Here is a 25571-nt window from a genome sequence, read left to right as displayed (position 1 = left end):
GGGGCTTGCACGGGCTGGGTCTTGGTGTTTTCTCAGCGCCTGAGCACCAGCCAGGTGAAGGCGGCCAGCGAGAGTATCGAATAGATCAGGCCCGGCGCCGCGGCGGTGATCATCGGCGGCCAGTGCTGCAGGTTGCCGGCATAGCCGAACACGTTGTTCAGCATGAAGAAGCTGATGCCCGCCATCACCCCGGCGAACACATAGCCGGCGATGCCGCCGGAGCGAAAGTGCAGGTAGGCGAACGGTAGCGCCAGCACCACCATCACCAGGCAGCTGATGGGGTAGAAGACCTTGCGCCACAGCTCGATCTCGTAGCGCTGCGTGGTCTGGCCGTTGGCCTGCAGGTGGCGCACGTACTGGAACAGGTCGTAGGTGCTCATCTGGTCGGGCTTGAGCACCGCTGCCGCGACCATGTTGCGCGTGATCTGCGTGGGCCAGTTCCATTCGGGCAGCTGCCGCGTTTCCACCTTGGCCTCGCTGCCGCCATCGATGTGGTAGATGCGCTGGGTGACCTCGCCCAAGCGCCAGTGGCCGTCGTCGTCGATGCTGCCCGTCTTGGCGAACCACTGCAGGCTCAGGTGGCCGTTGCCGTCGAAGCGGTAGGCGCGGATGTTCTGCAGCCCGCCGCTGGTGGCGATGGCGCCCACGTTGACGGCGACCATGCCGTCGTCGTGCCGTTCGCGCAGCCAGGCGCCGGTGCGGCCGGTGGTGAGCTGGCCGAAGCGCTGCGCCCGTATCAGCTGCGAGGTCTTCTCGCCCATGGGCGAGATGTAGTCGCCGACCACGAAGGTCAGCGCCACGAAGGCCACGCCGATCGAGGCCAGCAGCGACAGCGCCCGCCAGGGCCCCAGGCCGCTGGTGCGCATGATGGTGAACTCCGAGGTCTGTGCCATGCGCGCCATCACGAAGATGGTGCCGATCAGCACGGTGATGGGCAGCAGCTCGTAGATGTGGGTGGGAATGTTCAGCGCCACCGCGAGCATGGCATGGCGCGTGGTGTAGGCGCCGCCGGTCCAGCGCAGCTCGTCGACCAGGTCGAAGAAGAAGAACAGCGCCAGGAAGGCGAGGGTGACGAAGCCCACCGAGACCGCGATGTCGCGGTAGATCATGCGGCGCAAGGTGTTCATGCGCGCCTCCACAGGCGCCCTGCCAGGCCGGCGAGCGTCATCTGCTGGCTGCGGGCCGCGAGCAGCAGCAGCGCCAGCAGCATGGCGCTGCCATGCAGCAAGACGAAGGAGGTGGCCAGCGAGGTCTTCTCCGCGGCGATCCAGGTCTGGGCAAAGGTCATCAGGTTGTAGTAAACGACAAAGGCAAAAAGCGCGAACATCAGGCTGCTGCTGCGCCCGGCACGCGGGTTCACGCTGGCCATGGCCAGGCCAAGAATAACAAAATTAATAGCTGCAAATGCAAGGCCTATGCGCCATGCCAGCTCGCCCATATAGGCGGGAGTGGGCTTGGCGATCAGATCCAGCGTGGACACCACCTTGGTGGCGCCGTCGCCGGATGCATCGGACGAGCTGGCACTGCCCACCCGGGTGCCGTATTCCTTGAACTCGCTGATCTTGAGGCCGGGCTTGCCGTTTTCGGTCTCCACGCGCTGCCCGTTGTTGAGCACCGCCAGCTTCACGTCCTTTTGCACTTCCAGGCGGGCGGACTGGGCGCTGGTCACCGTGTCCTTGCCGTTGACCGAGGTCACGATGAAGACATTGCTGGCCTCGGTGTCCGACGAGCGCTCGCGGTCGATGAAGAAAACGCGCGAGCCGTCGGCCGACTCCTGGAATTCGCCGGGGGCGATGCGGTCCACGTCGCTGCGCTGCTCGTACTGCGTGCGCAGCTGCACGATCTGCTGGTTGGCCCAGGGCCAGACCATGAGCGACAGCACGGCGATGACGGCCAGCACCGGCCAGGCAAAGCGCAGCAGCGGCCGCAGGAACAGCGCCAGGCTCTGGCCGCTGCTGAACCAGATGACCATCTCGCTGTCGCGGTACATGCGCGACAGCGTTGCCACCACCGCGATGAACAGGCACAGGCCGAGGATGGTGGGCAGCTGGCCCAGCACGGTGTAGCCCATGACCAGCAGCACGTCGGAGGGGTTCACGCTGCCCTTGGACGCCAGGCCGAGCACGCGTATGAGCATCATGGTCATCACGATGGTCACAATCACCACCAAAGTAGCGCCGAAGCTGCGCGAAAGCTCTTTGCGAATGGATGAATCGAATAACATTGGCGAGAAGGATGACACCGATGACGAATTTTGACCTCAAAACCCTGGACCTGGCCGCCGCAGCCTCGCAAGCCTGCGACCTGCTGCTGGTATTGATGGCTGCAGACGCCCCGAAGAGCAGCGACCCGCTCTCCGTGCTGGCGGCACATGCGCAGAAGAATGGCGACTTCGAGGCCAAGGCCGGCCAGACACTGTCCCTCTACCAGGTGCCCGCGGTAGCGGCGCGCCGCGTGGTGCTGGTGGGCATAGGCGACGGCAAGGCCAAGGGCATGCGCCAGGGCTTGAGCGCGGTGGCGCCATTATTGCAGCTGGACAGCACCAAGGCCGTGTGGATGGCCGCAGCCTGCGCTCTGGTACCCGAGGCCGTGCAGGCCTCGGTGCAGTGCCTGGGCGATTTGCTCTATGTCTACCGCACCAGCAAGCCTTCGGCCAAGGCGCGAAAGGACATGCACTGCACGCTGGGCGTGCCCAATGCCGAGGCTGTGCGCCCGGTGTTCGACGTCGCCGTCGCGGCCGCGGCCGGTGTGGGCCTGGCGCGCGAGTGGGCCAATCGCCCCGCGAACTACGCCACGCCCAAGATGCTGGCCGCGGCGGCCGAGGCGCTGGCCGGCGGCAAGCGCATGCGCTGCAAGATCCACAAGAGCGAGGATGTGGAGAAGCTCGGCATGGGCGCCTTCATGGCGGTGGCCCAGGGCTCGGCCGAGCCGCTGCGGCTGATCGAGCTGCACTACGAGGGTGGCGCCAAGGACGAGCCGCCCCAGGTGCTGGTCGGCAAGGGCATTACCTTCGACACCGGCGGCATCTCGCTGAAGCCGGCCGCCGAAATGGACGAGATGAAGTTCGACATGAGCGGCGCCGCCAGCGTGCTGGGCACCTTCAAGGCGCTGTCGCTGCTCAAGCCGAACATCAATGTGGTGGGCCTGATTCCGGCCTGCGAGAACATGCCCGATGGCCGCGCGGTCAAGCCGGGCGACGTGGTCACCAGCATGAGCGGCCAGACCATCGAGGTGCTGAACACCGACGCCGAGGGCCGGCTGGTGCTCAGCGATGCGCTGACCTACGCGCAGCGCTTCAAGCCGGCCGCGATCATAGACATCGCGACGCTCACCGGCGCCTGCGTGATCGCGCTGGGCGCCCAGCGCAGCGGCTTGTTCTCGAACGACGATGAACTGGCCGCCGCGCTGCAACAGGCCGGCGACGCGGCGCTCGACGGCTGCTGGCGCATGCCGCTCGACGACGAGTATGGCGAGGGCCTGAAGAGCAATTTTGCCGACATGGCCAACGTGGCCGGCCGGGCCGCGGGCGCGGTGACCGCGGCCAAGTTCCTGCAGCGCTTCGTCGAAGACACCCCGTGGGCGCATCTGGACATTGCCGGCACCGCCTGGAAGAGCGGCGCCGGCAAGGGCGCCACCGGTCGTCCGGTGGCGCTGCTGCTGAACTACCTGCTGGCGCGCGCCAGGCGTGGGTAAGCGATGAGCGCGCTGGCGGTGGCCTTTCATTTCAACGTGCCCGACAAGCTGCTGTACACCTGCAAGCTGGTGCGCAAGCTGCAGCGCATGGGCATGCCGCTGGTGATCTCGGCCGACGCCGGCACCGCGGCGGCGCTGAGCGAGCGGCTGTGGTCCTTTGGCGGCGGCGCGCAGTTCCTGGCGCACTGCCATGCCGATGCGGCACCCGAGGTGCTTGCTGCTTCGCCCACCGTGCTGGCGCAGCAGCTCGGCGCAGGCCTGCCGCACCACAAGGTGCTGCTCAACCTGCAGGCGGCCACGCCCGCGGGCTTTGAGCGCTTCGAGCGCGTGATCGAGGTGGTGAGCGAGCAGGACGAGGCCGACCGCAGCGCCGCCCGCCAGCGCTGGCGCGCCTACCAGTCGGGCGGCTACGCCATAGAGCGGCACGATCTGAACATGCGCGGCGACGCGCAGGAGTGATGGACATGGAGCCGAGGACGCCGCCAAAGTTTGTGCCAACCCTGACCGAGGTAGTGGCTTTCGACGAAGATTTCCACGAGGATGTGGAGGGCCTGCCGCCAGCGCAGCCGCCGGCACGCCAGGCGCCCGTCGATCCCGCGCCGCATACGGTGCCGGATACGGTACCGGATACAGTGCCGCCGCGCGAAGCAGCTGCGCTGGATAATGGCGATTTGCCAGCTGACTTCGCGGCCGACATGACGCGCCGCGTGCTGCAGCGAGTGCAGCCTGCGCTACAGGCGCAGCTGGCCCAAGCCGTCGAAGACCTGGTGCGGCAACACACACAGGCTATGCTTGCGGCCTTGAGCGAAACGATGGCAACCGTCGTGCGGGAGGCTGTGGCGCAAGCCGTGCGGCAGGAGCTCGATGCCGGCAGGTAGGACTGCGGAACAAGGCCGGGCGCTCGCAAGACAAAACAATCATTTCTTATCAATAACGGAAGAAAGCGGAGAGTTCGATGCAAATGAAGCACAGTATCGTGGCGCTTGCGGCCCTGGGCGCGCTCGCGGGCAGCGCCTTGGCGCAAGACGTGGTCGTGGTGAAGATTGGCCACGTGGGGCCGGCATCCGGCCCGCAGGCCCATTTCGGCAAGGACAATGAAAACGGCGCGCGCATGGCCATCGACGAGGCCAATGCACAGGGCGTGACCATCGGCGGCAAGAAGGTCAAGTTCGAGCTGGTGGCCGAAGACGATGCGGCCGACCCCAAGCAGGGCACGGCCGTGGCGCAGAAGCTGTGCGATGCCAAGGTCGCCGGCGTGGTGGGGCACCTGAACTCCGGCACCACGATTCCCGCATCCAAGATCTACCACGACTGCGGCATCCCGCATGTGACCGGCGCGGCCACCAACCCCGACCTGACCAAGCCCGGCTACGACACCACCTACCGCATCATCGCCAACGACAATGCGCTGGGCGCGGGCCTGGCGCTGTACTCGGCGCACACGCTGGGCGTCAAGCGCGTGGCGGTGGTCGACGACCGCACGGCCTACGGCCAGGGCGTGGCCGGCGTGTTCAAGAAGGCATCGGCCGAGATGGGCGTGAGCGTGGTCAGCGAGCAGTTCACCACCGACAAGGCCACCGACTTCATGGCCATCCTCACCGCGATCAAGGCCCAGAAGCCCGACGCCATCTTCTACGGCGGCATGGATCCGCAGGCCGGCCCCATGCTGCGCCAGATGCAGCAGCTGGGCATGACCAAGGTCAAATACTTCGGCGGCGACGGCATCTGCACCACCGAGCTGCCCAAGCTGTCGGCCAACTCCAAGGCGCTGGACAGCGTGGTCTGCGCCGAGGGCGCGCTCTCGCTGGCCAAGATGCCCGGCGGCACCGCCTGGAAGGCCCGCTACGACGCCAAGTACCCCGGCCAGTACGTGCTCTACAGCCCCTACACCTATGACGCGACCATGCTGCTGATCGACGCGATGAAGCGCGCCGGCTCGTGGGACCCGAAGGTGTACATCCCCGAGCTCAAGAAGTCGCACTACAAGGGCGTGACGGCGAACATCGAATTCGAGTCGAATGGCGACCTGAAGAACCCCGCGATCACGCTGTATGTGTACCGCAATGGCAAGAAGACGCCGCTGAACTAACTCTGGCCAGCAGCGACGACGGCAACCTGGGCTCCCGGGTTGCCGTTTTTGTTTGCAGGATGCCAGCATCGAGGCGCAGGTTCAGCTTGTCTTGCGGATGGGTGTGGCTAGGTGTAGTATGTAAAAAATTTTAGACATTTTCTCAGGCTGCAGCTGCCATGAACCTCATTGATATTGGCCGAGCCATACGGATCCGGCGCACCGAGCTGGGCTTGTCCCAAGCACAATTGGCACACCTGAGCGGCTTGTCTCGCCAAACCTTGGTCGGCCTGGAAAACGGCACGCTGGGCGATTTGGGTGTCAACCGCGTAGGGCAGGTGATGGCGGTGCTGGGATTGGACAGCCCGAAGCTGGATACCCAGGCGCGGCGCAAGAAGCGCGGCCTGTGGATGGCCGCCAAGACGGCCAGTGTCAGCTATGCGCGCGAGCTGGCACCCGAGGCGCTGGAGCAGGCTTTGGCAAGCGGCGAGGTCTCTGCGCCATTTGTAGCCCACCTGACTCATTTGCTCGACGAGGCGCCCGTGCCCATCGTCGTGATGGCCGTGGAGGAGGCGGCGGTGCGCGCGCACCTGCCACCCAGGCAAGTCTGGCGCAACGTGGCGAAGCTGGCCGGATCCTTGTGCGTGCATCGTCGGGCGCTGTGGGCATGAAATCCGCGGCACTGCCCGGCGGTCCGTGGGAGGTGCTGTTTCCGCGGGCACTGCTACTCATCGATGAGGTCAGCCGGCATGGCGGCATCGCGAACCCATTCTGGACTCTGGGCGGTGGAACCGTGCTGATGTTCCGCTACCGCCTTCGGCTGAGCAAGGACATCGACATCTTCGTGCCTGATCCACAGTATCTCGGATTCGTTACGCCACGGTTGAGCGATGCGGCGGCAGATCTGACGCAAGACTACACCGAGCAACCGGGCTCTTTCGTCAAGCTGCAGTTCGAGGAGGGTGAGATCGACTTCGTTGCCGCTCCCAATCTGCTGGCTGATGCTTGGGAGACCTGGGAAATCAGCGGCCGCGCCGTGAAGGTGGAGATGGCCGCTGAAATCATTGCCAAGAAGATGTACCATCGCGGCGATCGGGTTTCAGCGCGTGATCTGTTCGACTTGGCTCTCGTGATTGAGCACGAGAGCCAGCCACTTTTAGCGGCGACGCCGTTCTTGCTACGCTACCGCGATGCGTTCCTCTCTCAGATCCGGGCGCCCCATGCTGGCTTGCGCACTGCGTTCGACGCCATTGCCATGCTTGATTACACACCTAGCTTCGATCATTGCGTAGCCGTGGCCGAGAACTTTCTGGGCCGGCTGTAGGCCTTTCGCATCTGCGCTTTCCCGGGAAAACTGGAGTGCGCGGAATTGCCTTCTTGAGCTCTTGCCTCCTGGTCGACGATGCGGTCGAAGGTCTTGGCACCCAGCCAGTCGTTCCTTTGCGCACCAGAGCTCGCTTCGGCTGCAAATATCGGGAAAACCCTTGCTCAAATAACTTCTGCTGCCAAGCCACTAAAATTTCGTCCTTTGGCGCGCGCGCCGCGATGGCTTGCAGTGCCGCGTTGCCTTTCTTCACTAGCTTCTTTCGGGCGCCGGGCCTGGTCCACGGCGCCTTGTTGTTTGTTTCCATGATCGAATTAAAAGGTATCACCCAGGTCTATCCGGGGCCTGAGGGTCCGGTGCATGCGCTGCGCGGCATCGACCTGGCGATCGGCGCGGGCGAGGTATTCGGCATCATCGGCCGCAGCGGCGCGGGCAAGAGCTCGCTGGTGCGCAATATCAACCTGCTGAACCGGCCGACGAGCGGGCAGGTGATCGTGGGCGGGCAGGATCTGACGCAGTTGAGCGTCGCGCGGCTGCGCGCGGCGCGGCGCGACATCGGCATGGTGTTCCAGCACTTCAACCTGCTGTCGTCGCGCACCGTGTTCGACAATGCCGCCTTGCCGCTGGAGCTGGCGGGCACCGATAAGGCGGCCATCAAGCGGCGCATCGATCCGCTGCTCGACCTGGTGGGCCTGGCCGGCCTGCGCGACCGCTATCCGGCGCAGCTGTCGGGCGGCCAGAAGCAGCGCGTGGGCATTGCCCGTGCACTGGCCAACCATCCCAAGGTGCTGCTCAGCGACGAGGCCACCTCGGCGCTGGACCCGGAGACCACGCGCGCCATCCTGGCGCTGCTCAAGCAGGTCAACCGCGACATGGGCCTGACGGTGGTGCTCATCACGCACCAGATGCAGGTGGTCAAGCAGATCGCCGACCGCGTCGCGGTGATGGAGGCCGGACGCGTGGTGGAGATGGGGCCGGTGATCGATGTGTTCACCCGCCCGCAGCAACCCATCACCAAGAGCCTGATCGACGAGATCGTGCCGCAGGAGCTGCCCGCCAGCGTGCTTGAGCGCGTGCGCGCGCTGGATGCGCAGCGCAGCCGGGGCAGCGGCAAACTGCTGCGCCTGGCCTATGCGGGCGAGCAGGCCTACCAGCCCATTTTGTCGCGGCTGATCCGCGACTTCGGGCTGGACTTGAACATCCTGAACGGCCAGGTCGACGAAATCCAGGAGCAGACCTTCGGCTTTCTCGCGGTCTATGCCAGCGGCGAGCCGCAGCAGCTGGAGGCGGCCATCGCCGCGCTGCAGGCCGGCGGCGTGCAGGTGCAGGAAGTAGAGCATTGAAGGCGTAGGCATCCATGTTTGAGAATTTTTCGGAAATGATGCTGCAGCTGTTTGCCACCTCGCTGTGGGAGACGCTGGTGATGGTTGGCATTTCGGGCATCGCGGGGGCGCTGATCGGCATTCCGCTGGGCGTGTTCCTGCGCCTGACCGACCGCGGCGGCGTGCTCGAGAACGGGCCGCTGAACCGCATCGTGGGCTGGGTGGTGAACGCGGTGCGCTCCACCCCCTTCATCATCTTGCTGGTGGCGATCATCCCGTTCACGCGGCTGGTGGTGGGCTCGTCCATCGGCACCGCGGCGGCGATCGTGCCGCTGACGCTGGCGGCCGCGCCTTTCGTGGCCCGCCTGGTGGAGGCCTCGCTGCGCGAGGTGGACAACGGCCTGATCGAGGCGGCCCAGGCCATGGGCGCGACGTCGTGGCAGATCGTCTGGAAGGTGCTGCTGCCCGAGGCCATGCCCGGCATCGTGGCCGGCCTGACGATCAGTTTCGTGAGCCTGACCGGCTACTCGGCCATGGCCGGCGCGATCGGCGGCGGCGGCCTGGGCGACCTGGGCATACGCTACGGCTACCAGCGCTTCTTGCCCGACGTGATGCTGGCCGTGGTGCTGATCCTGATCCTGTTCGTGCAGCTGATCCAGAGCCTGGGCGACTGGGCGGTGCGCCGGCTCAGCCACAAATAGGGCCAAGCCATGGCCGCCTGCGCCGGCTGCCATTGAAATCCGAGATTCGCTGACAAGGCCGGCGCCCCGCAAACCCTTTAATATCTGCTTGGCCCGGCCGGTTGCCGGGATGCAAGCAAGGGGTGTGCATGCCATTGGAGTCTGTCAGCCAGGAGCCGCCGGAGCGCGCGGCCGTATCCCTGCCAGCCCCGCTCCAGCCGGCCGCGCCCCAGCGCCAGCAGTTGGCGCAGTACCAGGCGCTGGCGCAGCTGGCGTCGCTGGTGCCGGGTCTGCGGCTGATGGTGGGCCTGGTGATCGGCGCGTTGGTCATTCTGGCGCTGTACGTCGGGCGCGACCTGCTCATCCCGCTGGCCCTGGCCTCGCTGCTGGGCTTTTTGCTCGACCCCATCGTCAGCCTGCTGCAGCGCCTGAAGCTGCCGCGCATGGTGGCGGTGCTGCTGGTGGTGGCGCTGGCGGTGGGCGGCATCGGCGCCGGCGGGCTGTACCTGGGCAGCCAGGTCTCCCAGCTGAGCTCGGAGCTGCCCACCTACCAGAACACGATACGCAAGAAGCTGCAGAACCTGCGCGTCTACGCCCAGGGCCCGGGCGTGCTCGACGGCGCGCGGCAGGTCTACAACACGGTCGAGACCGAAATCGCCAAGGTGGCGCCCGGCGACGCCTCGGGGCGCGCCGCGGCCGCGCGGCCGGCGCGGGTGCAGAAGGTCGAGATCCAGCCGCCCGCCAGCCGGCCGCTGCAGCAGGCCGCGGAAATGTTGGCCCGCCTCGGCGAGCCGGTAGCCATGGCGGGCATCGTGCTGCTGTTCGTGATCCTGATCCTGCTGGACCGCAGCGACCTGCAGGACCGGCTGATCCGGCTGATGGGCCCGAACATGCACATGGCCACCGATGCGCTGGACGAGGCCGCGAGCCGCATCGGCCAGTACCTGCGCATGCAGCTGGTCGTCAATGTCAGCTACGGCATTCCGATGGCGCTGGGGCTGTGGTGGATAGGCGTGCCCGGCGCGGTGCTGTGGGGGGCGCTGGCGGCGGTGATGCGCTTCGTGCCCTATATCGGGCCCATGGTGTCGGCGATCTTCCCGCTGCTGTTGGCGTTTGCGGTAGACCCCGGCTGGCACCTGCTGCTGTGGACCCTGGGGCTGATCGTGCTGCTCGAACTGGTGAGCAACAACGTGATCGAGCCCTGGCTGTACGGTGCGAGCACCGGGCTGTCGACGCTGTCCATCATCCTGGCCGCCACCTTCTGGACCGCGCTGTGGGGGCCGATAGGCCTGATCCTGTCGACGCCGCTGACCGTGTGCCTGCTGGTGCTGGGGCGCTACATACCGGCGCTGGGCTTCATGGAGGTGCTGCTGGGCAGCAAGGCGGTGCTCGATCCGGCCGAAAAGCTTTACCAGCGCCTGCTCAGCGGCGATGTGGAGGCGGCGGTGGAGGTGGCCACGCAGTCGATCCGCGACGCGCTGCCGTCGCGCCCCGAAGCGCAGCACACCGCGGCGGCGGTCACCCAGTTCTACGATGAGGTGGCGATCCCGGCGCTCACCATCGCCAGCCGCAACAACAGCGAGTACATCACCGCGGAGCACCGGCTGCGCCTGTCGCTGGGCACCTCGGAGCTGATCGAGGAGCTGGAGCAGCGCTTCGAGCCCCGGCTGGCCCAGGCCGGGGCGGCGGTGCATTGCGTCGGCATCCGCTGGGAGATCGATGCGCTGGCCGCCGCCATGCTGGCGCACATGCTGGGCGTGCAGGGCTATGACGCGCGCTGCTCCGAATACGCGCTGCCGCACATGGCGGTGAACGACGATTTCGCCAGCTGGGGCCGGCCGCAGCTGGTGTGCCTGTCGACCTTCAGCCCGCATCCGCAGGCCGCGGTGCGCCAGATGAGCCGGCGCCTGCGCGAGCGCTGGCCGCGGGTGAGGATCGCGGTGGCCGCCTGGAACGCGGGCGAAGAGCTGCGCCAGCCGCAGGCGGCCGAGGCGCTGGGGGTGGACATGGTGGTGCATGGCGCGCGCGAGCTGGCGCTGCGCATCGAGCAGGTACTGCAGCCGGCCGGGCTGGCGCATGCCGCGGCCGAACGCCCGCGCGGCGACGCCCAGCGGGTTGCGGCCCTGCATGCCAGCGGCGTGCTGGGCCCGGCCTGCATGGATGCCTGCCAGGAGTGCGCGGTGCAGGCGGTCCATGCCTTCCAGGTGCGCTGGGCCCATGTGGCCTGGGTCGACGAGGACTGGGTGCATACCCCGCGCAGCCTGCTCATCAAGGGCAGCGCGGATGCGCCGCTGCACGGGCTGCCGCGCGACGAATCGATCAGCGCCCACGTGGTGGCCGAGAACGGCATGCTGGTGGTGCCCGACGTGCAGCGCGATCCGCGCTTTGCGCACCATCCGATGCTGCTGGAGCACGGCATCCGCTTCTTCGCGGCGGTGCCGCTGGCCGACCGCAAATCGCACATCCTGGGCGCGCTGGTGATCTTCGACGACCAGCCGCGCCAGCTGGACGAGCGCGAGAGCGAGCTACTGCAGAACATGGCGGCCCGCCTGATGCAGGCGCTGCTGCAGGCGGAAGGGGCAGAAAAGATATAAAAACAGGAGCTTCTAGCGCTTTGTCAACAATGTTTTCAGATATAAATCACATTGAAAACAAAGTATATCAAGCGCCAATAGCTATAGTTTTTAATAGGCCCTGGGCCAAAAAACAAACCCCCGGCGCGGGCCGGGGGCTTTGCAGTGCCGAAGGCGGCGGCGGGTTTATTCCACCTTGGCCTTTTCGCGCAGTTCCTGCTGGTACTTCTGAACGCCTTGCTGGCGCAGCTGCTGGATGATCTGGGGCTTCACGTCCTCGAACTTGGGCAGTTGCGCATCGCGGATGTCGTCCACGCGGATGATGTGGTAGCCGAACTGGGTCTTGACGGGCTTGTCCGTCATCTCGCCCTTCTTCAGCTTGGTCATGGCCTCGGAGAATTCGGGCACGTAGCTGGCTGCATTGGCCCAGTCCAGGTCGCCGCCGCGCTGGCCGGATCCGGGGTCCTTGGATTCCTTCTTGGCCAGGTCGGCGAACTTGGCGCCCTTCTTGATCTGGGCGATCAGGCTCTTGGCCTTGTCTTCGCTGTCCACCAGGATGTGGGCGGCATGGTATTCCTTGCCGGTATTGGCGGCCACGAACTTGTCGTACTCGGCCTTGGCGGCCTGGTCGGAGATCGGGTGGGCCTTCTCATAGCTGGCGAACAACTCCTGCGCCAGGATGCCCTGGCGAGCCAGCTCCATCTGGGCCTTGAACGAGTCGGTGGCGTCCAGGCCCTGCTTGCGGGCTTCCTGGGCGTAGATCTCGCGCTCGACGATGGCATCCTTGATCTGGGCTTCCTGCTCGGCGGTGACCGGGCGGCCACTGCGCTCCAGTTGCTGCTTGAAGGTGTTCATCAGCGAGGCGGGGACCGGCTTGCCGTTCACCACGGCAATGTTCTGGGCCAGCGCTGGCACTGCGGCCGTGCCCATCACGGCGGCGGCAACGAAGGCGGACAGGAGCTGTTTTTTCATGCGTTTTCCAAACGGTTTATGAAATGGATATGAGAGCAATGCACAGGCCGGAGTTCCTTCGCCGGCCGGTAGATCACAGGATTTCGATGGCCAGGGCGTGCAGCCCCGCATCCATGAATTCTCGCAGCGCATCATACACAAGGCGATGCTGCGCCACCCGGGAGCGAGTCGTAAAAATCGGTGAACCGATGCGCACCCGGAAATGCGTGCCGAAACCGCTGCCGTTGGCGCCCGCATGGCCGGCATGCTGCCAGCTCTCGTCGACGACTTCGAGCTGCGTTGGCTGGAATGCGCTGCGCAGGGCCGCCTCGATCGCGGCCGCGGTGATGTCCTGGGCTTGCATGCGGCTCATTCGTGGGCGGACGAGCCGGTTTCGCCATCCTTCAGGTAGCGGCTCAGGTAGATGGCCTGCACGATGACGAACACCACCATCAGGCCCAGGCCGCCGAACATCTTGAAGGTGGCCCAGGTGTCCAGGTCGAAGTTGAAGGCCACCCACAGGTTCAGCACGCCCATGAGCGCAAAGAACACCGCCCAGCTGTAGTTCACCGTGTTCCACACCGGCGCGGGCAGCTGCATCTGCGCGCCCATGAGCTTTTGCATCAGGTTCTTCTTGAACAGCCACTGGCCGCCCAGCAGCACCGCGGCCATCACCCAGTACAGCACCGTGGGCTTCCACTTGATGAAGGTGTCGTTGTGCGAGATCAGCGTGGCGCCGCCGAACAGCACGATCACCGCCAGGCTGATCCACTGCATGGGCTCGACCTTGCCGTGCTTGTAGCGCAGCCAGCCGATCTGCGCCACGGTGGCGACGATGGCGACGGCCGTGGCCACGAAGATGCCCCACAGCTTGAAGGCCGCGAAGAACAGCAGGATGGGGAAAAATTCAATGAGCAGCTTCATGGCGTGGGGCTGGCGTCAACAATGCAAAAAAGGGAGATTATCGGCAGAGACGGTGCGCGCCGAGTCTAGAGCTTGTCGCCGGCCTCGAAGTCGAGCGAGGCCGAATTCATGCAATAGCGCTGCCCGGTGGGCGCCGGGCCGTCGGGAAACACATGGCCCAGGTGGGCGCCGCACTGCGCGCACACGGTTTCGGTGCGCACCATGCCATGGCTGCGGTCCACATGCTCGGCGATGGCGCCGGGCACCGCCTCGGAAAAACTCGGCCAGCCGCAGCCGGCGTCGAACTTGGTGGCCGAATCGAACAGCTTGGCGCCGCAGCAGATGCAGTGGTAGCTGCCATCGGCCCAGTGCGCCTCGTACTTGCCGGTGAAAGGGCGCTCGGTGGCCGCGCGGCGCGTAACCTCAAAGGCCTGCGGCTCGGCATGCTTGGCGGCCAGCTCGGCCTGCCACTGGGCGTCGGTCTTGGTGATGGGATAGGTCATGATGAACAGCTGATCGCAATGTGCCGCGCCCCATCGGGCGGCGGCTCGGCCCAGCCCTCGAAGGCCGGGTGCTCTTCATATGGAGACTGCAGCACGGCTTGCAAGTCGTGCAGCGCCTGCCAGTCGCCACGCTGAGCGGCTTCGATCACCGATTGTCCCAGGTAGTTCCGCAGCACGTACTTGGGGTTGGTCTTGAGCATCGAATCTGCCATCTGCGCCGTATCCATGGCTGCCATCAGCGTTCGGTACTGCCGCAGCCAGTCCTGCCAGCCGCCGCTGTCGTCGAACAGCTCGGCGACGGAATCATAGCGGCCGCCTGCCACGGCATGCGACAGCCGGCGCCAGAACAGCGTGTAGTCCGCCGCATGCGCCTGCAGCAGGGTCAGCAGCGGGGCGATCAATGCATCGGCACCGCCAGCATCCAGGCCCAGCTTGGCCGCCATGCGGGCCGCAAAGCCTTGCTGCAGGCGATCCTTGTAGACGTCGATGGCCGCCACGGTGGCCTTTTCGTCCTCGATCAGCGGCAGCAGCGCCTGGCCCAGGCAGAACAGGTTCCAGTAGGCGATCTGCGGCTGGCGCGCAAACGCATAGCGGCCCGAGCTGTCGCTGTGGTTGCAGATGTGGTTGGCGTCGAAATGGTCGAGGAACTGGAAGGGCCCGTAGTCCAGCGTCAGGCCCAGGATGCTCATGTTGTCGGTGTTCATCACCCCATGGCAAAAGCCTATGGCCTGCCAGTGGGCCAGCAGGTCGGCGGTGCGCAGCGCCACCTCGCGCAGCAGGCCCGCATAGCAGGCGGGTGCCGGCTGGGACTGCAGCGCGGGGTAGTAGCGCCGGATCACATAGTCCGCCAGCGTGCGCAGCGCATCCATCTGGTTGCGCGCGGCAAAATGCTCGAAATGGCCGAAGCGCACGAAGCTGGGCGCCACCCGCGCCACCACCGCGGCGCTCTCCTGCGTTTCGCGGTAGACCGGCTGGGGCGAGGCCACCAGGCTCAGCGCCCGCGTGGTGGGCACGCCCAGCGCATGCATGGCTTCGCTGCACAGGTATTCACGGATGCTGGAGCGCAGCACCGCGCGCCCGTCGCCCATGCGTGAATACGGCGTCATGCCGCTGCCCTTGAGCTGGATCTCCTGGCCGCCGGCGGTTTCGCCCAGCAGGATGGCGCGGCCATCGCCCAGCTGCCCGGCCCATTGGCCGAACTGGTGGCCGCTGTAGACCGTGGCGATGGGGTCCATGCCATCCAGCAGCGCATTGCCGCCCAGCACCTGGGCCGCCTCGCCGCTGGCGAGCCAGGCGGCATCCCAGCCCAGCCCGGCCGCGACCTGGGGCGACCAGGCCTGCAGCGTCGGCTCAGGCAGCGGGGTGGGGCGCAGCCGGGTGTAGAACGCCGGCGGCAGCTGGGCAAAGCCGTTGATCCAGGCCGAGGGCTGCTCGCTCACGGCGGTTTCGCTATCCGCTTGGAGATCGTTGTCGGTAAGAGACATCCGGGCATTGTCACCCAGTGGCAAAAACCTTATCCCGGATGCTCCTGCAGGGCTGGCTCAGGCGCCGAAGCCCATTCCGCCAGCACCTGTGCGGTGTGCTCGCCCAGGCGGGGGGCCTTGTCGCCGGCGCGCAGCGGCGTGCGCTGCCAGCGCACACTGGGGTTGATGCCGCGGTAGGCCCGGCCCTGCGCGTCGTGGTAGCGGCCGAGCAGGCCCTGGCCGCCTTGCTCCAGCGCCTCGATCAGCTCGCCGAGCTGCGCCACCGGGGCGGCGGGAATGTCGGCCTGCGAGAGCAGACGCACCCAGGTGGCCGTGTCGCGGTCGGCGAGCCGCGCTTCGACGTAGGCGTAGACCGCGTCGATATTGCGGGTGCGGCTGGCCATGCTCCGGAAGCGCTCGTCGGTGTGCCACAGATCTGCGTCGCCCATCAGCCGCAAGAAGCTCTCCCAATGCCTGTCGGTATAGACGATGGTGCTGAGCCAGCCGTCTGCGGTTTTGTAGGGCCGGCGGTAGCGCGACAGCAGCCGGGGGTTGCCGGCTGCGCTGGCCGCTTCGTCGGCAAAGGTGGCGGCGCCCAGGTGGTCCGACAGCATGAAGCCGGCCATGGTCTCGTACATGGGCACCTCGATGTACTGGCCTTCGCCCGACGCCATGCGCTCCAGCAGCGCCGCCAACACGGTCTGCACCACGAAGAGCCCTACGGTCTTGTCGGCGATGTTGATCGGCAGGTAGCCGGGGCGTTCGCCGGTGGCCGTCTGCACCAGGTCGGGCAGCGCGGCCATGCCCTGGATCAGGTCGTCGTAGGCCGGCTTGCCGGCATGCGGGCCATTCTCGGCAAAGCCGGCCAGGAACACGTAGATGAGCCTGGGGTTGTGGCGCGACAGCGTCTCCCAGTCCAGCCCCAGTTTCTGCAGCGCCTTGCGGCGCATGTTGGTGACGAACACGTCCTGGTGGCGCACGGCCTGGGCCACGGTGTGCCGCGCCTGGGGCTGCTTCATGTCCAGCACCACGCTGCGCTTGCCGCGGTTCAGGTTCAGGTAGACCGGACCCATCTGCGGCTCGCGGTGCGGGCCCATGTTGCGCATGATGTCGCCCTCGGGCGGCTCCAGCTTGACGACGTCGGCGCCGTACTCGGCCAGCATCTGCGTCGCGTAGGGCCCCATGATGACGCTGGTGAGGTCGAGGATGCGGGTGCCGGCCAGCGGCAGCCGGCGAGTGCTGCCTGCCGTGGTCATTGGGGCTCGATGCCGGCTTTCTTCACGATCTCGCTCCACTTGCGGATCTCGCTGGAGACATAGCTGCGGGTCTGGGCCACGTCCATGCTGCCTGCCGTGGTGGCTTGCTCGTCCAGGGTCTTCTTGAAGGCGGGCTCGGTCATGGACTCGTGCGCCAGCTTGTTGAGCTGCTCCAGGATGGCGGGCGGGGTGCTGGCGGGCGCATACAGGCCGATCCAGATTTCCGTCTCGTAGCCGGGCACGCCCTGTTCGGCGATGGTGGGCACCTCGGGCAGCATGGGGTTGCGCTCGCTGGTCGAGACTCCGATGGCGCGCAGCGTGCCGGCCTTGACATAGCGCAGCGCACTCAGCCCGTCGACGAACGAGGCCTGGATCTGCCCGCCGAGCAGGTCGTTCACTGCCAGCGCCGTGCCCTTGTAGGGCACGTGGATGAGCGGCGCGCCGGTCTTGCTGGCCAGTAGCTCGCCCGAGAGGTGGGTGGTGCCACCGGTGCCCGACGAGCCGTAGCTCACGCCGTTGTGCTTGCGCGCATAGTCCAGCAGCTCGGGTACGGTCTTGACCGGCAGCGACGGGTTCACCAGCAGCACGTTGGGTGTGCGCGCCAGCATGGCGATCGGGGCGAAGTCCTTTTCGGTGTTGTACGGCAGGTTCTTGGTGATCGACGGGTTCACCACGTGCGCCGTGGTAGTGATGAGCAGCGTATAGCCATCCGGCTTGGCGCGGGCCACGCGGGTGGCGCCGATGATGCCGCCGGCGCCGGGCTTGTTGTCCACCACTGCGGCCTGCCCGGTGCCGGTCTGCAAGGTCTTGGCGAACTGGCGCGCCAGGATGTCGGTCATGCCGCCGGCCGCAAACGGCACGACGAGGGTCACGGGCTGGGCCGGGTAGTCTGCGGCCAGGGCGCCGCCGGCAGCGAACGCGGTGGCCAGCACCAGCAGGCTGCGCCGGATTTTGTGGAATGTCATGTTGGTCTCCTGCAGGGGGCGGGGTTCAGTCGGCGCGGCGCTTGCGGCTGGCGAGGAAGGCTTCCATGTAGCGCTTGGGCTCGTCGGTGTCGTAGGCCGAGACCAGTCCGGCTATGCCGATGTTGATGGCTTCCTGCAGCGGCATCCGCTCCCAGTCGCGGATCAGCTTCTTCTGGATGCGCATGGACACCGGGCCGTTGGCCAGGATCTCGGCCTTCCAGTGCGTCACCGCGGCGTCAAGCCCTGGCTGGCCGGGCTCGGCGGCCACCTCGGTGACCAGGCCCCAGGCCTGCGCCAGGCCGGCCGGGATGATGCGGCCGCTGAGCAGCAGGTCGCGCGTATGGGTCCAGCCGATCATGCCGGGCAGCATGGCACCGTGGATCACTGAGGGCACGCCGAGCTTGACCTCGGGCATGCCGAACTGCGCATCGGCCGCGGCGATCTTGAAGTCGCAGACGGCGGCCACCTCCATGCCGGCGCCCAGGCAGTAGCCCGAGATCACCGACAGCGTGGCATAGGGGATGTCGCGGATGGTCTCGCACAGCCGGTAGACGCTGCGGATATAGGCGTCGATGTCGGCCTTGCCGGCGTCCTTGAGGAACTTGATGTCGGCGCCGCCGAGAAAGGCCGAGGCGCCGCCCTGGATCACCAGCAGGCGGATGTCTTCGCGCCGGCCCAGCTCGCCCAGGGCCTGGGCATAGATGTTGGCGGCGTCCTCGGTCAGCAGGTTCAGGCGGCCGTTGTCGAAGCGCACGGTGGCCACGCCGTCTTGCGTGCAGGACACATGGCATTGGGGGATGGAGGCTGGGGTGTTCATGGGCAGGCTTTCAAGGAAACGCCCAAATTATTCAAGCCGTCATCTCATGACACAATGGAATTTTTCTAATTCATTGAGTAGATTTTGGAATGAATATCACCTTCCGGCAGCTGCAGGTATTCCTGGCGGTTTTCCGTTCCGGCAGTTTCACCGAGGCGGCGGGCAAGCTGCATGTGACCCAGTCGGCCGCCAGCAAGATGATTGCCGAGCTGGAGAGCCAGCTCGGCCTGCCGCTGTTCGAGCGGACCACGCGCCGCGTCGTGCCGAGCAGCGCCGCCACCGAGTTCTACCATTTCGCGCTGGATGTCACCGCCACCATGGAGACCGCCAAGCGCAGCGTGCAGGAGCTGATCACGCTGGAGCGGGGCCGGGTGAGCGTTGCGGCCTCGCCGCTGATGCTGTATGGCTTTCTCTCGCCGGTGATTGCCAGCTACCGGCGCAGGCATCCGGGCATAGATTTCGAGATATTCGAGTACTCCACCGACGAAACCGTCGACAGCGTCATGTCCGGTACGGTGGATTTCGGTTTTTGCGCCACCGACACGCAGCTACCCGAGATGCAGAGCGCGGTGATCCGGGAGGACACGATGCATGCCATCGTCAGCCGCGAACACGCGCTGGCGGGGCGCGAAGAGCTTGGCCTGCAGGATTTGCTGCCCTACAACTACATTTCGCTGCGCGGCTCCTACAGCATCCGCCGCAGCCTGGACCAGATCTTCGCCAGCACCGGCATCGGCTACGAAAGCCATATCGAGGTGGGCACGCTGACCGCGGCCCTGGGCCTGGTGAAGGAGGGCGCGGGGTTTCTGATCGCGCCGGGCTACACCGCGGCGATTGCCGGCCAGTGGGGCATGCAGGCGCTGGGCATCGCCGACCTGGCGCCGTTTCGCCACCGGGTGTCGCTGGTCCGCAGGAACGCCCAGCGCCTGTCGGTGTCGGCCCGCAGCTTTCTGGGCCATCTGCGGCAGAGCTTTCCCTTGCTCGATCCGCAAGAGGCCTGAGCCCGTCTCCTACTTGACCTGCGCCAGCAGGGTCTTGAACTCGGGATGCTCGCAGGTGCGCAGCCACTCGAAGGCCACCATCTCGGTGGTGACCAGCTCGGCGCCGGCGCCGGCCAGGCGGTCGAAGGCGGCGTCGCGGTTGCGCTCGGTGCGCGAGCTGCAGGCATCGGTGACCACCCACACGTCGAACTCGTCGTCCAGCAGCTCCAGCGCGGTCTGCAGCAGGCAGACATGGGCTTCGCAGCCGGCGATCACGATGCTGTTACGCTGGGCCGCGGGCGCCGCGGGCTTTTGCAGGTGCCGCGGCAGGCTGCGGGCATTGCCGGCGGGTGCCTTGGCGGGCGGGCGCAGCCACTCGTTCAGGCCCTCGGGCACGGCGCTGAAGTACAGCTTGCGCAGCGTCCGCTCGCACAAGGCCTTGAGATCGGCATGGTTGGCGCCGAGCTTGTCGGGATTCTGTTCGGTGCCGAACACGGGCACCTCGATGGCCCGTGCGATGCGCGCCAGGCGCAGCGCGTTTTGCAGGGCCTGCTCGCCCTCGAAAATGGCGGGCATCAGTTTGGCCTGGTAGTCCACCAGCACCAATTGCGAATCTTCAACGTCCAATAGCATTCAGGTACCCAAAAACAGATGGCATCAGGAGCCTGTGGCCGGCGGCAGCGCCAGGCCGGCCGCATGGGCCACCTTGACGCAGTCGCGCAGGTGCTGCTCCCCGAGGTAGCGTAGTGTGGCATAGCCCAGGGCCGCCGAAACCGCTTGCCCCGCAATCGGCACATACTTGGATGCCTGCTGCGCGGTCAGCCGCAGGCCGAGCTTGCGGGCCGCGCGCAGGATCACGTCCTTGGTGATCAGCTTGCCGATCAGCACGCCGCCCAGGGTGTTCACGGTGCGCTGCACCTTGTCGCGGCGCTCGGGCGAGAGCTGGGCGATCTGGGCGTCGCTCAGGCCGAAATGGGTATTGATCTGCGGCAGCAGGCGCGACAGCAGCGCGGCGTCCACCGCCATGTCCAGGCCGGGCAGCGGGGTGGCGCTGGCCACGGCGGCCACCAGCGCCTTGCGGTGCAGCAGCTTGCGCGAGGCATGCACGGCTTGCACCAGGGCGTCGTTGCCGCTGGCATGGGCCAGCTCCAGTGCATCGGGCTGGCGGGGGCGTTGGCGCAGTTTCATCGGGTGGCGCTTTCACGAAAGAGAAAAGACAAAGCCGCTTGCGCCATGCCGATTCTGGCTGGGGCAAGCGGCTGCGAGGAGTAGGGCGTATCAGCGCTTGCTGCGTACCAGGCCGTAGATGAACAGCAGGATGATCGCGCCGACGATGGAGGCGATCCAACCGGCGGATTCGCCTTCGCGGTACCAGCCCATGGCGACGCCGGCATAGCTCGCCAGCAGCGAGCCGGCGATGCCCAGCAAAATGGTCATGATCCAGCCCAGCTTGTCGTCGCCGGGCTTGAGGGCGCGCGCGAGCAGGCCGACTATCAGACCCACAAAAATCGTACCGATGATGGACACTTGCTTTCTCCCAGAGAGTGATGAATGGCGGACTCGGATGCTGCAGGCAGCATAGCCCGGCGATGGTTGCGCGAGTGTAGGACTATTCACCGTTACATCTGTGCAGGCCCAACATAATTCACAAATCGGCGGGGACGGCGAGCGCGGCGGCTATGGCTTGCCATCGGGCGGTGTGCCGGGCGCGCAAGAGGGCGCGCCCGCGCGCTCCTGTTCGAGCTGGCGGCGGCGCAGCGCGCGCTTGCGCGCGGGTGTGCCGACCACGTACAAGACGATGGACAGCGGCAGCAGTCCATAGAGCAGCAGCGTGAAGAACGCGCCCAGCAGGCTGCCCTGCGGACTGGTTGCCTCCACAACTGCCATCATCACCGCAACATACAGCCAGGCTATGGCAATCAGGTACATCTGTTTTCAAACGGCGTATAGGTGGAAATATGGCGTAAATACGGCTTGATGCCCCCTTTTTTGCATCTAAGATGGTTCCCGGGAATGTGCAGGGGAGACACATGGACCGTGGCCTGCCGTCCTTGCCGTATCGTTTCGGCCATACGGCGTTCATTGTCCATCAGATAGAGCAGAGGCTATGAATCAGCAAGCATTTTGGGGCGCTGGAAACGAGCAGATGACGCAGATGTTGAGCAACGGCTGGGCGCAGGCGCTCAAGGCGTTCCAGAATGTGCCAGGCGCGCCCGCTTCAGGCGCGGTGGACGCGCTGCCCGCCGTGGCCTTCGACCAGGACCGGCTGCGCGAGCTGCAGCAGCAGTACATGCAGGAGGCCATGGAGCTGTGGAAGCAAAGCGCGCAGGGCGCGGTGAACGCGCTGCGCGACAAGCGTTTTTCCGCCGCCGCATGGCAGCAGAATCCGCTGGCAGCCTTTTCGGCCGCCAGCTATGTGCTCAATGCCAAGACCATGATGGGCCTGGCCGACGCGGTGGTCGGCGACGAGAAGACGCGGGCCCGCATCCGCTTCGGCGTCGAGCAGTGGATGGCGGCGATGGCGCCGAGCAACTTCCTGGCCTTCAATGCCGAGGCCCAGCAAAAGGCGATGGAAACCAAGGGGCAAAGCCTGGCCCAGGGCATGCAGAACCTGCTCAATGACCTGCGCCAGGGCCATGTCTCGATGACCGACGAGTCGAAGTTCGAGGTGGGCAAGAACGTGGCCACCACCGAAGGCGCGGTGGTCTACGAGAACGAGCTGTTCCAGCTGATCGAGTACAAGCCGCTGACCACGCAGGTCTACGAGCGGCCGCTGCTGTTCGTGCCGCCGTGCATCAACAAGTTCTACATCCTCGACCTGCAGCCGGACAATTCGCTGATCCGCTATGCCGTCAGCGAAGGGCACCGCACCTTCGTGGTGAGCTGGCGCAATCCCGACGAGGGCCTGGGCAACCAGACCTGGGACGACTACATCGAGAACGCGGTCATCCGCGCGATCGAGGTGGCCAAGGACATCAGCGGCCAGCCGCAGATCAACACGCTGGGTTTTTGCGTGGGCGGCACCATGCTGGTCAACGCGCTGGGCGTGATGGCCGCGCGCGGCGACGACTCGGTGGCCAGCACCACGCTGCTGACCACGCTGGTCGATTTCTCCGACACAGGGGTGCTCGATGTCTTCATCGACGAGGCCTTCGTGCGTTTCCGCGAAATGTCCATTGGCAACGGCGGGCTGATGCGCGGGCAGGAGCTGGGCTCGACCTTCAGCTTCCTGCGCCCGGTGGACCTGGTGTGGAACTACGTGGTGGGCAACTACCTCAAGGGCGAGACGCCGCCGCCGTTCGACCTGCTGTACTGGAACAGCGACTGCACCAACCTGCCCGGCCCATACTATGCCTGGTACTTGCGCAACTTCTACCTTGAAAACCGCCTGCCCCGGCCGGGCGGCGTGACGGTGTGCGGCGAGCAGATCGACCTGTCCAAGGTCAAGATGCCACTGTACATCTACGGCTCGCGCGAGGACCATATCGTGCCCATCGGCGGCGCCTATGCCAGCACCCAGGTCTTCAAGGGCAAGAAGCGCTTCGTGATGGGCGCATCGGGCCATATCGCCGGCGTGATCAATCCGCCGGCGAAGAACAAGCGCAGCCACTGGCTGCGCGAGGACAACAAGTTCCCGGCCTCGGTCGACGAATGGATCGCCGGCGCCGACGAATACCCCGGCAGCTGGTGGACCGACTGGGCCGAATGGCTGCAGAAGTCGGGCGGCAAGAAGGTCGCCGCGCCCAAGAGCTATGGCGCGGCGCGCAAGTACAAGGCCAAGGAGCCGGCGCCGGGCAGCTATGTGCTGCAAAAGGCGTGATCGCGCCGGCAACCCCATACACCATCGAAGCAAGCGCTTTGTTTTTTACATAGAAGGAAACTCAGAATGGAAGACGCAGTCATCATCTCCGCCGTACGCACCGCCGTGGGCAAGTTCGGCGGCTCGCTGGCCAAGGTGCCGGCGACCGAGCTGGGCGCCACCGTCATCAAGGAGGCGCTGCAGCGCGCCAAGGTGAGCGCGGACCAGGTGGACGAAGTCATCATGGGCCAGGTGCTGGCCGCAGGCGTGGGCCAGAACCCCGCGCGCCAGTCGATGATGAAGGCCGGCGTGGCCAAGACCACGCCCGCGCTGACCATCAACGCGGTGTGCGGCTCGGGCCTGAAGGCGGTCATGCTGGCGGCCCAGGCCATCCGCAACGGCGATGCCGACGTGGTGGTGGCCGGCGGCCAGGAAAGCATGAGCCTGTCGCCTCACGTGCTCAACGGCTCGCGCGACGGCCAGCGCATGGGCGACTGGAAGATGACCGACACCATGATCGTCGACGGCCTGTGGGACGTGTACAACCAGTACCACATGGGCATCACCGCCGAGAACGTGGCCAAGGAATTCAACATCAGCCGCGAGAAGCAGGACGCGCTGGCCCTTGCCAGCCAGCAAAAGGCCGCGGCGGCGCAGGATGCCGGCAAGTTCGCCGACGAGATCGTCACCGTGAGCATCCCCCAGCGCAAGGGCGACCCCATCGAGTTCAAGGTGGATGAATTCATCAACCGCAAGACCAATGCCGATGCGCTGGGCAGCCTCAAGCCCGCATTCGACAAGGCCGGCTCGGTCACCGCTGGCAACGCCTCGGGCCTGAACGACGGCGCCGCCGCCGTGGTGGTGGCCAGCGCCAAGAAGGCCAAGGAGCTGGGCGCCACGCCGCTGGCGCGCATTGCCGGCTTCGCCACCGTGGGGCTCGACCCCAAGATCATGGGCATGGGCCCGATGCACGCGGTGCGCAAGGTGCTGGCCAAGACCGGCTGGAAGCAGGAAGAGGTTGATCTCTTCGAGCTGAACGAAGCCTTTGCCGCCCAGGCCTGCGCAGTCAACCAGGAGCTGGAGCTGGATACCTCCAAGGTCAACGTCAATGGCGGCGCCATCGCCATCGGCCACCCCATCGGCGCATCCGGTTGCCGCATCCTGGTGACGCTGCTGCACGAAATGCAGCGCAGCGGCGCCAAGCGCGGCGTGGCCAGCCTGTGCATCGGTGGCGGCATGGGCGTGGCACTGGCGGTGGAGCGCCTGTGAGGCCTGTGAGAATTGGGTGAGCCCGATGGCTTTCTGATGTAAATCCCTGGGGCTTAGTCGAGCATCACCCTCACAAAAAGCGCATCTGATGCAGGTGCGCTTTTCTTTTTTTATACCGCTGTAGACTGCGCCAAGAATAAGTTTAATGCCATGAATTTGATAGCGCTGAGTGTTAACCAGAGGTGCGGCCCCCTATTTCTTGGGTACAGTGGATATCGAGTATTTCGCAAGCACAAAGGAGATATTGCATGACTCAAAAAGTGGCCTATGTGACTGGTGGCATGGGAGGCATCGGAACGGCCATCTGCCAGCGTTTGCACCAGGATGGATTCAAGGTGATCGCGGGTTGCGGCCCTACGCGCGACTTCCAGAAATGGCTCGACGAGCAAAAAGCGTTGGGCTACACCTTCCATGCATCGGTGGGCAATGTGGGCGATTGGGCTTCCACGGTCGAGGCTTTTGAAAAGGCCAAGGCCGAGCACGGCAAGATCGATGTGCTGGTGAACAACGCCGGCATCACCCGCGACCGCATGTTCGTGAAGATGTCTCCGGAAGACTGGCAGGCGGTGATCGAGACCAACCTCAACTCCATGTTCAACGTGACCAAGCAGGTGGTGGCGGACATGGTGGAAAAGGGCTGGGGCCGCATCGTCAACATCAGCTCGGTCAACGGCGCCAAGGGCCAGGCCGGACAGACCAACTACTCCGCCGCCAAGGCCGGCATGCACGGCTTCTCGATGGCGCTGGCGCAGGAGCTGGCAGGCAAGGGCGTGACGGTGAACACCGTGAGCCCGGGCTACATCGGCACCGACATGGTCAAGGCCATCCGCCCCGACGTGCTGGAGAAGATCGTGGCCACCATTCCCACCAAGCGCCTGGGCGAGCCCAAGGAAATCGCCTCCATGGTCGGCTGGCTGGCCTCGGATGACGGCGGCTATGCCACCGGCGCCGAGTTCTCGGTCAACGGCGGCCTGCACACCCACTGAGCAGGCATCCTCCCAAGCA

Annotated in this window: 28 protein-coding genes; 14 read left to right on the top strand and 14 right to left on the bottom strand. The window is 65.9% G+C overall.

The window, feature by feature from the left end; genetic code table 11:
* Window positions 1–32: 32 nt before the first annotated feature.
* Window positions 33–1127: an LPS export ABC transporter permease LptG gene (lptG, locus tag ACODRX_RS01845; protein WP_488869332.1), complete on the bottom strand. Its 1095-nt coding sequence runs from the start codon at window positions 1125–1127 to the stop codon at window positions 33–35.
* Window positions 1124–2164, bottom strand: a complete 1041-nt coding sequence (gene lptF / locus ACODRX_RS01840) for an LPS export ABC transporter permease LptF (protein ID WP_488869502.1) — start codon at window positions 2162–2164, stop codon at window positions 1124–1126. Before lptF ends, lptG begins: the two co-directional genes overlap by 4 nt.
* On the opposite strand from lptF, the gene ACODRX_RS01835 reads away from it, so the two are divergent.
* The 10 genes from ACODRX_RS01835 to ACODRX_RS01790 all read left to right on the top strand — a co-directional run bounded on the left by ACODRX_RS01835 (window position 2130) and on the right by ACODRX_RS01790 (window position 11681).
* Window positions 2130–2258: a hypothetical protein gene (locus ACODRX_RS01835; RefSeq protein WP_488869511.1), complete on the top strand. Its 129-nt coding sequence runs from the start codon at window positions 2130–2132 to the stop codon at window positions 2256–2258. The genes lptF and ACODRX_RS01835 overlap by 35 nt on opposite strands.
* A complete protein-coding gene (locus ACODRX_RS01830; RefSeq protein ID WP_488869331.1) occupies window positions 2245–3693 on the top strand; it encodes a leucyl aminopeptidase in 1449 nt (482 codons plus the stop codon). Before ACODRX_RS01835 ends, ACODRX_RS01830 begins: the two co-directional genes overlap by 14 nt.
* A gap of 3 nt (window positions 3694–3696) precedes the next feature.
* On the top strand, window positions 3697–4152 hold the full coding sequence (locus tag ACODRX_RS01825; RefSeq protein WP_488869330.1) for a DNA polymerase III subunit chi: 456 nt from the start codon (window positions 3697–3699) through the stop codon (window positions 4150–4152).
* Between the two features lie 5 nt (window positions 4153–4157).
* Window positions 4158–4571 (top strand): hypothetical protein, encoded by a 414-nt coding sequence (locus ACODRX_RS01820; RefSeq protein ID WP_488869329.1) that lies wholly within the window; start codon window positions 4158–4160, stop codon window positions 4569–4571.
* Between the two features lie 77 nt (window positions 4572–4648).
* Complete coding sequence (locus ACODRX_RS01815; protein WP_488869328.1) at window positions 4649–5782, top strand: branched-chain amino acid ABC transporter substrate-binding protein; 1134 nt, start codon at window positions 4649–4651, stop codon at window positions 5780–5782.
* A 158-nt stretch (window positions 5783–5940) separates the two neighbouring features.
* Window positions 5941–6432: a helix-turn-helix transcriptional regulator gene (locus tag ACODRX_RS01810; RefSeq protein ID WP_488869327.1), complete on the top strand. Its 492-nt coding sequence runs from the start codon at window positions 5941–5943 to the stop codon at window positions 6430–6432.
* A complete protein-coding gene (locus ACODRX_RS01805) occupies window positions 6429–7085 on the top strand; it encodes a nucleotidyl transferase AbiEii/AbiGii toxin family protein (protein WP_488869326.1) in 657 nt (218 codons plus the stop codon). The genes ACODRX_RS01810 and ACODRX_RS01805 overlap by 4 nt, the downstream gene beginning before the upstream one ends.
* A gap of 305 nt (window positions 7086–7390) precedes the next feature.
* A complete protein-coding gene (locus tag ACODRX_RS01800) occupies window positions 7391–8428 on the top strand; it encodes a methionine ABC transporter ATP-binding protein (RefSeq protein WP_488869325.1) in 1038 nt (345 codons plus the stop codon).
* Window positions 8429–8442: 14 nt separating this feature from the next.
* Window positions 8443–9108 carry a methionine ABC transporter permease gene (locus ACODRX_RS01795; RefSeq protein WP_488869324.1) on the top strand — a complete coding sequence of 222 codons (666 nt, stop codon included), beginning with the start codon at window positions 8443–8445 and terminating at the stop codon, window positions 9106–9108.
* 128 nt (window positions 9109–9236) lie between these two features.
* Entirely contained in the window at window positions 9237–11681 is a 2445-nt protein-coding gene (locus ACODRX_RS01790) for an AI-2E family transporter (RefSeq protein ID WP_488869323.1), read from the top strand.
* Between the two features lie 165 nt (window positions 11682–11846).
* On the opposite strand, the gene ACODRX_RS01785 is transcribed toward ACODRX_RS01790, so the two are convergent.
* The 8 genes from ACODRX_RS01785 to ACODRX_RS01750 form a co-directional block, all read right to left on the bottom strand.
* On the bottom strand, window positions 11847–12632 hold the full coding sequence (locus ACODRX_RS01785; RefSeq protein WP_488869322.1) for a peptidylprolyl isomerase: 786 nt from the start codon (window positions 12630–12632) through the stop codon (window positions 11847–11849).
* A 73-nt stretch (window positions 12633–12705) separates the two neighbouring features.
* Window positions 12706–12975, bottom strand: a complete 270-nt coding sequence (locus tag ACODRX_RS01780) for a BolA family protein (RefSeq protein ID WP_488869321.1) — start codon at window positions 12973–12975, stop codon at window positions 12706–12708.
* A 5-nt stretch (window positions 12976–12980) separates the two neighbouring features.
* The gene (locus ACODRX_RS01775; protein ID WP_488869320.1) at window positions 12981–13535 is read right to left on the bottom strand and encodes a septation protein A; all 555 of its coding nucleotides are present in this window, start codon (window positions 13533–13535) and stop codon (window positions 12981–12983) included.
* Window positions 13536–13600: 65 nt separating this feature from the next.
* A complete protein-coding gene (gene msrB / locus ACODRX_RS01770; protein WP_488869319.1) occupies window positions 13601–14017 on the bottom strand; it encodes a peptide-methionine (R)-S-oxide reductase MsrB in 417 nt (138 codons plus the stop codon).
* Window positions 14014–15501: a protein adenylyltransferase SelO gene (locus ACODRX_RS01765; protein ID WP_488869318.1), complete on the bottom strand. Its 1488-nt coding sequence runs from the start codon at window positions 15499–15501 to the stop codon at window positions 14014–14016. Before ACODRX_RS01765 ends, msrB begins: the two co-directional genes overlap by 4 nt.
* 29 nt (window positions 15502–15530) lie before the next feature.
* Complete coding sequence (locus ACODRX_RS01760) at window positions 15531–16736, bottom strand: CaiB/BaiF CoA transferase family protein (RefSeq protein ID WP_488869317.1); 1206 nt, start codon at window positions 16734–16736, stop codon at window positions 15531–15533.
* Window positions 16733–17701: a Bug family tripartite tricarboxylate transporter substrate binding protein gene (locus ACODRX_RS01755; protein WP_488869316.1), complete on the bottom strand. Its 969-nt coding sequence runs from the start codon at window positions 17699–17701 to the stop codon at window positions 16733–16735. The genes ACODRX_RS01760 and ACODRX_RS01755 overlap by 4 nt, the downstream gene beginning before the upstream one ends.
* Window positions 17702–17726: 25 nt before the next feature.
* Window positions 17727–18518 (bottom strand): enoyl-CoA hydratase-related protein, encoded by a 792-nt coding sequence (locus tag ACODRX_RS01750; RefSeq protein WP_488869315.1) that lies wholly within the window; start codon window positions 18516–18518, stop codon window positions 17727–17729.
* Between the two features lie 89 nt (window positions 18519–18607).
* Between ACODRX_RS01750 and ACODRX_RS01745 the strand changes: the two genes are divergently transcribed.
* A complete protein-coding gene (locus ACODRX_RS01745) occupies window positions 18608–19519 on the top strand; it encodes a LysR family transcriptional regulator (RefSeq protein WP_488869314.1) in 912 nt (303 codons plus the stop codon).
* Between the two features lie 9 nt (window positions 19520–19528).
* Here ACODRX_RS01745 and ACODRX_RS01740 read toward each other — a convergent pair whose 3' ends face one another.
* From ACODRX_RS01740 to ACODRX_RS01725, 4 genes are all read right to left on the bottom strand, one after another.
* Complete coding sequence (locus tag ACODRX_RS01740) at window positions 19529–20131, bottom strand: isochorismatase family protein (RefSeq protein ID WP_488869313.1); 603 nt, start codon at window positions 20129–20131, stop codon at window positions 19529–19531.
* 24 nt (window positions 20132–20155) lie between these two features.
* Complete coding sequence (locus ACODRX_RS01735) at window positions 20156–20686, bottom strand: hypothetical protein (protein ID WP_488869312.1); 531 nt, start codon at window positions 20684–20686, stop codon at window positions 20156–20158.
* A gap of 90 nt (window positions 20687–20776) precedes the next feature.
* Window positions 20777–21025 (bottom strand): GlsB/YeaQ/YmgE family stress response membrane protein, encoded by a 249-nt coding sequence (locus tag ACODRX_RS01730; RefSeq protein WP_488869311.1) that lies wholly within the window; start codon window positions 21023–21025, stop codon window positions 20777–20779.
* A gap of 150 nt (window positions 21026–21175) precedes the next feature.
* On the bottom strand, window positions 21176–21427 hold the full coding sequence (locus ACODRX_RS01725; RefSeq protein WP_488869310.1) for a hypothetical protein: 252 nt from the start codon (window positions 21425–21427) through the stop codon (window positions 21176–21178).
* A gap of 178 nt (window positions 21428–21605) precedes the next feature.
* On the opposite strand from ACODRX_RS01725, the gene ACODRX_RS01720 reads away from it, so the two are divergent.
* The 3 genes from ACODRX_RS01720 (at window position 21606) to phbB (ending at window position 25552) form a co-directional block, all read left to right on the top strand.
* Entirely contained in the window at window positions 21606–23318 is a 1713-nt protein-coding gene (locus ACODRX_RS01720; RefSeq protein WP_488869309.1) for a PHA/PHB synthase family protein, read from the top strand.
* Between the two features lie 66 nt (window positions 23319–23384).
* Window positions 23385–24566, top strand: a complete 1182-nt coding sequence (locus ACODRX_RS01715; protein WP_488869308.1) for an acetyl-CoA C-acetyltransferase — start codon at window positions 23385–23387, stop codon at window positions 24564–24566.
* A 248-nt stretch (window positions 24567–24814) separates the two neighbouring features.
* Window positions 24815–25552 (top strand): acetoacetyl-CoA reductase, encoded by a 738-nt coding sequence (gene phbB / locus ACODRX_RS01710; RefSeq protein ID WP_488869307.1) that lies wholly within the window; start codon window positions 24815–24817, stop codon window positions 25550–25552.
* Window positions 25553–25571 lie beyond the last annotated feature (19 nt).

It is taken from the genome of Comamonas sp. FG99 (genome assembly GCF_057808605.1).
Note: the sequence above shows the minus strand (reverse complement) of the source record. Positions and strands in the feature narration are given on the sequence as shown.

What these genes read in the sequence shown, in the direction of transcription:
- lptG (WP_488869332.1), bottom strand. Translation starts at nt 1,127, where the DNA reads ATGAACACCTTGCGCCGCATGATCTACCGCGACATCGCGGTCTCGGTG.
- ACODRX_RS01835 (WP_488869511.1), top strand. Translation starts at nt 2,130, where the DNA reads ATGAGCATCATGGTCATCACGATGGTCACAATCACCACCAAAGTAGCG.
- ACODRX_RS01830 (WP_488869331.1), top strand. Translation starts at nt 2,245, where the DNA reads ATGACGAATTTTGACCTCAAAACCCTGGACCTGGCCGCCGCAGCCTCG.
- ACODRX_RS01825 (WP_488869330.1), top strand. Translation starts at nt 3,697, where the DNA reads ATGAGCGCGCTGGCGGTGGCCTTTCATTTCAACGTGCCCGACAAGCTG.
- ACODRX_RS01820 (WP_488869329.1), top strand. Translation starts at nt 4,158, where the DNA reads ATGGAGCCGAGGACGCCGCCAAAGTTTGTGCCAACCCTGACCGAGGTA.
- ACODRX_RS01815 (WP_488869328.1), top strand. Translation starts at nt 4,649, where the DNA reads ATGCAAATGAAGCACAGTATCGTGGCGCTTGCGGCCCTGGGCGCGCTC.
- ACODRX_RS01810 (WP_488869327.1), top strand. Translation starts at nt 5,941, where the DNA reads ATGAACCTCATTGATATTGGCCGAGCCATACGGATCCGGCGCACCGAG.
- ACODRX_RS01805 (WP_488869326.1), top strand. Translation starts at nt 6,429, where the DNA reads ATGAAATCCGCGGCACTGCCCGGCGGTCCGTGGGAGGTGCTGTTTCCG.
- ACODRX_RS01800 (WP_488869325.1), top strand. Translation starts at nt 7,391, where the DNA reads ATGATCGAATTAAAAGGTATCACCCAGGTCTATCCGGGGCCTGAGGGT.
- ACODRX_RS01795 (WP_488869324.1), top strand. Translation starts at nt 8,443, where the DNA reads ATGTTTGAGAATTTTTCGGAAATGATGCTGCAGCTGTTTGCCACCTCG.
- ACODRX_RS01790 (WP_488869323.1), top strand. Translation starts at nt 9,237, where the DNA reads ATGCCATTGGAGTCTGTCAGCCAGGAGCCGCCGGAGCGCGCGGCCGTA.
- ACODRX_RS01785 (WP_488869322.1), bottom strand. Translation starts at nt 12,632, where the DNA reads ATGAAAAAACAGCTCCTGTCCGCCTTCGTTGCCGCCGCCGTGATGGGC.
- ACODRX_RS01780 (WP_488869321.1), bottom strand. Translation starts at nt 12,975, where the DNA reads ATGCAAGCCCAGGACATCACCGCGGCCGCGATCGAGGCGGCCCTGCGC.
- ACODRX_RS01775 (WP_488869320.1), bottom strand. Translation starts at nt 13,535, where the DNA reads ATGAAGCTGCTCATTGAATTTTTCCCCATCCTGCTGTTCTTCGCGGCC.
- msrB (WP_488869319.1), bottom strand. Translation starts at nt 14,017, where the DNA reads ATGACCTATCCCATCACCAAGACCGACGCCCAGTGGCAGGCCGAGCTG.
- ACODRX_RS01765 (WP_488869318.1), bottom strand. Translation starts at nt 15,501, where the DNA reads ATGTCTCTTACCGACAACGATCTCCAAGCGGATAGCGAAACCGCCGTG.
- ACODRX_RS01760 (WP_488869317.1), bottom strand. Translation starts at nt 16,736, where the DNA reads ATGACCACGGCAGGCAGCACTCGCCGGCTGCCGCTGGCCGGCACCCGC.
- ACODRX_RS01755 (WP_488869316.1), bottom strand. Translation starts at nt 17,701, where the DNA reads ATGACATTCCACAAAATCCGGCGCAGCCTGCTGGTGCTGGCCACCGCG.
- ACODRX_RS01750 (WP_488869315.1), bottom strand. Translation starts at nt 18,518, where the DNA reads ATGAACACCCCAGCCTCCATCCCCCAATGCCATGTGTCCTGCACGCAA.
- ACODRX_RS01745 (WP_488869314.1), top strand. Translation starts at nt 18,608, where the DNA reads ATGAATATCACCTTCCGGCAGCTGCAGGTATTCCTGGCGGTTTTCCGT.
- ACODRX_RS01740 (WP_488869313.1), bottom strand. Translation starts at nt 20,131, where the DNA reads ATGCTATTGGACGTTGAAGATTCGCAATTGGTGCTGGTGGACTACCAG.
- ACODRX_RS01735 (WP_488869312.1), bottom strand. Translation starts at nt 20,686, where the DNA reads ATGAAACTGCGCCAACGCCCCCGCCAGCCCGATGCACTGGAGCTGGCC.
- ACODRX_RS01725 (WP_488869310.1), bottom strand. Translation starts at nt 21,427, where the DNA reads ATGTACCTGATTGCCATAGCCTGGCTGTATGTTGCGGTGATGATGGCA.
- ACODRX_RS01720 (WP_488869309.1), top strand. Translation starts at nt 21,606, where the DNA reads ATGAATCAGCAAGCATTTTGGGGCGCTGGAAACGAGCAGATGACGCAG.
- ACODRX_RS01715 (WP_488869308.1), top strand. Translation starts at nt 23,385, where the DNA reads ATGGAAGACGCAGTCATCATCTCCGCCGTACGCACCGCCGTGGGCAAG.
- phbB (WP_488869307.1), top strand. Translation starts at nt 24,815, where the DNA reads ATGACTCAAAAAGTGGCCTATGTGACTGGTGGCATGGGAGGCATCGGA.